This is a genomic window from Lactobacillus pasteurii DSM 23907 = CRBIP 24.76, assembly GCF_000297025.1.
In the GTDB taxonomy this organism is placed as follows: Bacteria; Bacillota; Bacilli; order Lactobacillales; family Lactobacillaceae; genus Lactobacillus; species Lactobacillus pasteurii.
The window spans coordinates 1-3819 of the sequence record NZ_CAKD01000007.1 but is presented as its reverse complement, the minus strand read 5'-3'; the positions used below and the strand labels follow the sequence as shown (position 1 = coordinate 3819).

Below are 3819 nucleotides of genomic sequence, written 5' to 3'. Positions count from 1 at the left end.
CTTCATCTATCTTTTCAAAACTATTCTGTTTAAGCTCTTTTAATTCTGAAATCAAGTAGACCAATGCATCTACGAATTTAATATCAGGTAAGGATTCGTTCATTAGATAGAATAAATCTCCAATTGTCTTGTCATCTGTATTTTGTCTTTCCTGCCAGACCAATAGATCATAAGTTATTGCTGTAGCTGCGATATAGCCGCATTGGCCGTCATAGCTTTGAACTTGAGATTTATCCAGAGCAAGATATTGCTTAGACGTCTTAAAATATGTTTCAATTTGCCATCTACGGCCATAAAGTTGGATGATTTCTTCAGGTCTAAGCTTTGTCTGAGTAGTAGCTAAAACCAAATACTTGTTCTTGCTTCCACGGTTGGAGACAAAGACCAGCTTTAATAAAAAGCTATGCCCATGATATTGAGCCTCTACTATGCTTGAATAAAGATGATGATTCCTTTTACAGATGCTTGAAGCAGCCAATGAGCTGGGCTGCAATCAAACATAATAGTTTTTGCCAGTTAATTCTGCCATCGTTAAGTACATTGCGAGCAGTTCTAACGGAAAAACGTTTGTCATCTTTAGCTCTGAATAAAGAAAGCCGAGCAAAATGTACCGACATCAGCCAAGAGGCGCGGGGAAGGAGCACTAATCTTGGCTTTCAAGTTTCAGTACATTATTTTAATTTGAACTTGCTCCATGGCTTCAAGAAATCAAGCAGAAATAGCTGCTCTTGCTTGATGCTTCCTACCTTGTTCTTTCTTGGTTCACGATGCGCCTGGCGTACAATCTGAAGTTCATTTTTGTATGGACCAAAACCATCGTTGCCTACTAAAACGTCGCCAGGTTGAAATTCCAATTCATTGTCATGGGCTGGATTTCCTTCTTCTCGATACGTTACTCTTGGCATGGTTGAGCGAATCTCTAAAGAATTAATATCGCCTCGCCAGAAATGTAGCGGCTTTTTAACGATGGTTTCTTCAATTGGATTGATGTCTGCTACAAAATCGACTTCTAGCGTTAAGAGGTAACGGTCTACTTGAGCCAAGGCTGCCAATTCCGCTTCTTTCTGAAGCATAGGCATTGCCGATAATTACGTCATCGATTAAACCAGTTGCCCACAATTGCTTTGCTTGAACGTCAATCGGGAGTTTGCGATCCATCTCAAGGGTTGGCAAGCCGTCGCTCACGCTCCAAGGCCCCTTTTCTCCAACCTTGCTCGATACGAAGGCTGCAGAATGGATGCCGAGCTTCTTAAAGCGCTGGCTGCATTTGATAAAGTAATCAAAAGGTAGCCCAGTTCCTACTTGCGGATAGAAGTTGTGGCAGCCATAAAGAAATGGCGTGTTAGGTTGATAGCTGATGATATTGTTCAAATAGTCGACGTCGTTGCTCATATTGAGTTCGATAATCAAGCCATAAGGGTCAAAAGACATCATTGCCTCAGTGGCACCGTCAAACGCTTGATCGAGTCTTAAGCCAGTCGCTCCGATTTCTTTGAAAAACTTCAGATCCGAGTAGGAGATGCCGAGCTTCTTGAAGAGCCTAGGAGAAACATCGATAAAGGTTTGGTAGCCCAAGCTGTTACCAAAGCCAATGATTTTTTTGTATTTGGCTTTGGTTTCTTCAACGCTTCCTTGAACTTCCAGCATACTCATAAAGATTCTTGTAAAGCCGTATTTATGGCCGAGTTCAAGATACTCGGCATCTTTTTGATATTCACTGTGGTCGGGATAGATTGATAATCCCAAGTTGCGCATTGTCATCTTTTGCTCCTTTTATGTCATCGCTTACATTATAAAGTTAATTATGGCGAATAATATAAGTAAGTGCAAATGATAAAAAATAAACTTGATTCGATAAAATATATCAAGATATCAAGATTAATTGAAAAAAGTATAGCTTTTGTCTTTACCTTTTATGTGTATAGAGTAAAATATGTATAAATCGAATAAAGCGGTTTCAATTTTATTTTGTAAGGTTAGGTATTGCCATGAAGTTTTTAAACCGATCAGACAAAGAATTAATCATTCTAAGCTGGCCAATTTTTATTGAATTTCTCTTCAATGTGATGGTGGGAAACGTCAATGTATGGATGATTTCTCACTTTGATGAAGTGGCTGTAGCTGCTGTTGGTGCCTGCAACCAATTTTTTGGCTTGTCATATAATGTTTATGGGTTTGTAACGGTAGGTACACAAATCATGATTGCGCAATTTCTTGGTGCCAAAAAACACAAAGAGATTCCTAAGGTAATGAATACAGCAATCTTTGGAGCAATTGGAATTGGTTTGCTTTTAGGAGCTATTTTTATTCTTTTGCCATACCCTCTGTTACGCTTCTTGAACATTCCAGATGATGTAATTGCAATTGCGATCCCTTATATGCAGCTGTATGGAGCAGGAACGATTATTTTGGCGTTAAATTCTGTCATGTTAGCCTGCTTGAGAACGCATGGTTTAACCTTGCAAGCTTTGATTGTGCCAACTATTGCTAATATTCTTGCGGTTTGTGGGAATTATGTGGTGCTGTTTTCACCATTCGGCTTACCTAATTTTGGCGTTAGAGGGATTGCAATCTCAGGTATCTTTGGCCAATTTTGTGCGGGGATTGTAGCAATTTATTTAGTTAAGCGATATGTGAAGTTCAATGTGTTAAAAGTTAACTTCAAACGGTTTTCGATACCATTTTTAAAACAAATTCTTAAGTTAGGATTACCTTCATCAGGTGAATCAGTCTCTTATTCTGGGGCTCAAGTGGTAGTCACAATGATTGTTGCTACTTTAGGAACTAATGTATTGATTACCAAATCGTATGTTTCAGCGATTACCCAATTTGTATTTTTAACGGCTTCAGCCTTATGTCAAGGAAATCAAATTATTATTGGTCGTACTGTTGGCGCAAAAGATTTCGAAGGAGCATATCAAAGAGGCTTTCGGTCAATGGTGCAAAATGTGGGAATTTCAACTTCAATTTCAGTCGTGACCTTTATTTTTATTACGCCAATTATGCATATTTATACAAATAAACCTGAAATCATTGAATTGGCACGCTGGGTTTTCTTGGTCGAAATTATTCTTGAAGCAGCAAGAGCGGTTAATATGACTTTGGTAGGATCATTAAATGCGAGTGGGGATGTTAGATTTCCGCTTGCATGTAGTTTAACTGTGCTATGGCTAATTAGCTTGCCATTTTCATATTTATTGGCAATTGTCTTTCATATGGGGTTAGTAGGTGTATGGATTGCGTATGCGATCGATGAAAGTTTGCGTGCAATGTTGATGATCTACCGGTGGCATCATGGTACTTGGAGAACCAAGGCACTGTTTGTATAGTTGTTACCACATATTCTCCCTGTGATTTAATTAAATTACTGAAACTTGAAAGCACCAAAATCAAGCTCAAGTCTTGTCGCTGTTGAGCTTTTCTGCGCTTTATTAGTTTTTATATGATCTGTTTCAGTGCAATTTGAATGAATCGTGGCAGTTGGTTAATAAAGTCACTAATTACCTCATCTATCTTTTCAAAACTTGTCTGCTTAAGCTCTTTTAATTCTGAAATTAAGTAGACCAATGCATCTACGAATCTAATATCAGGCAAGGATTCGTTCATTAGATAGAATAAATCTCCGATTGTCTTATCATCTGTATTTTGTCTTTCCTGCCAGGCCAATAGATCATAAGTTATTGCTGTAACTGCGATATAGCCACATTGGCCGTCATAGCTTTGAACTTGAGATTTATCTAAAGCAAGATATTGTTTAGACGTCTTAAAATATGTTTCAATTTGCCATCTACGACCATAAAGTTGGATGATTTCTTCAGG

The 3819-nt window shown here is 38.3% G+C and carries 2 protein-coding genes and 3 pseudogenes; 1 reads left to right on the top strand and 4 read right to left on the bottom strand.

Annotated elements, in window-relative coordinates:
* The 3 pseudogenes from BN53_RS01600 to BN53_RS01595 form a co-directional block, all read right to left on the bottom strand.
* Nucleotides 1–448, bottom strand: a pseudogene (locus tag BN53_RS01600) (transposase); the annotation flags it as partial.
* A 22-nt stretch (nt 449–470) separates the two neighbouring features.
* Nucleotides 471–626, bottom strand: a pseudogene (locus BN53_RS10060) (IS4 family transposase); the annotation flags it as partial.
* Nucleotides 627–671: 45 nt separating this feature from the next.
* Nucleotides 672–1761: pseudogene (locus BN53_RS01595) on the bottom strand (DUF871 domain-containing protein).
* A 227-nt stretch (nt 1762–1988) separates the two neighbouring features.
* On the opposite strand from BN53_RS01595, the gene BN53_RS01590 reads away from it, so the two are divergent.
* Complete coding sequence (locus BN53_RS01590) at nt 1989–3329, top strand: MATE family efflux transporter (RefSeq protein ID WP_009559138.1); 1341 nt, start codon at nt 1989–1991, stop codon at nt 3327–3329.
* A 109-nt stretch (nt 3330–3438) separates the two neighbouring features.
* Here BN53_RS01590 and BN53_RS01585 read toward each other — a convergent pair.
* Nucleotides 3439–3819 (bottom strand): transposase (locus BN53_RS01585; protein WP_155817245.1); only part of this gene is annotated, 381 nt, incomplete at its 5' end.

Bases quoted from the DNA above. Each gene is read 5' to 3' on its own strand.
- BN53_RS01590 (WP_009559138.1), top strand. From the start codon at position 1,989: ATGAAGTTTTTAAACCGATCAGACAAAGAATTAATCATTCTAAGCTGG.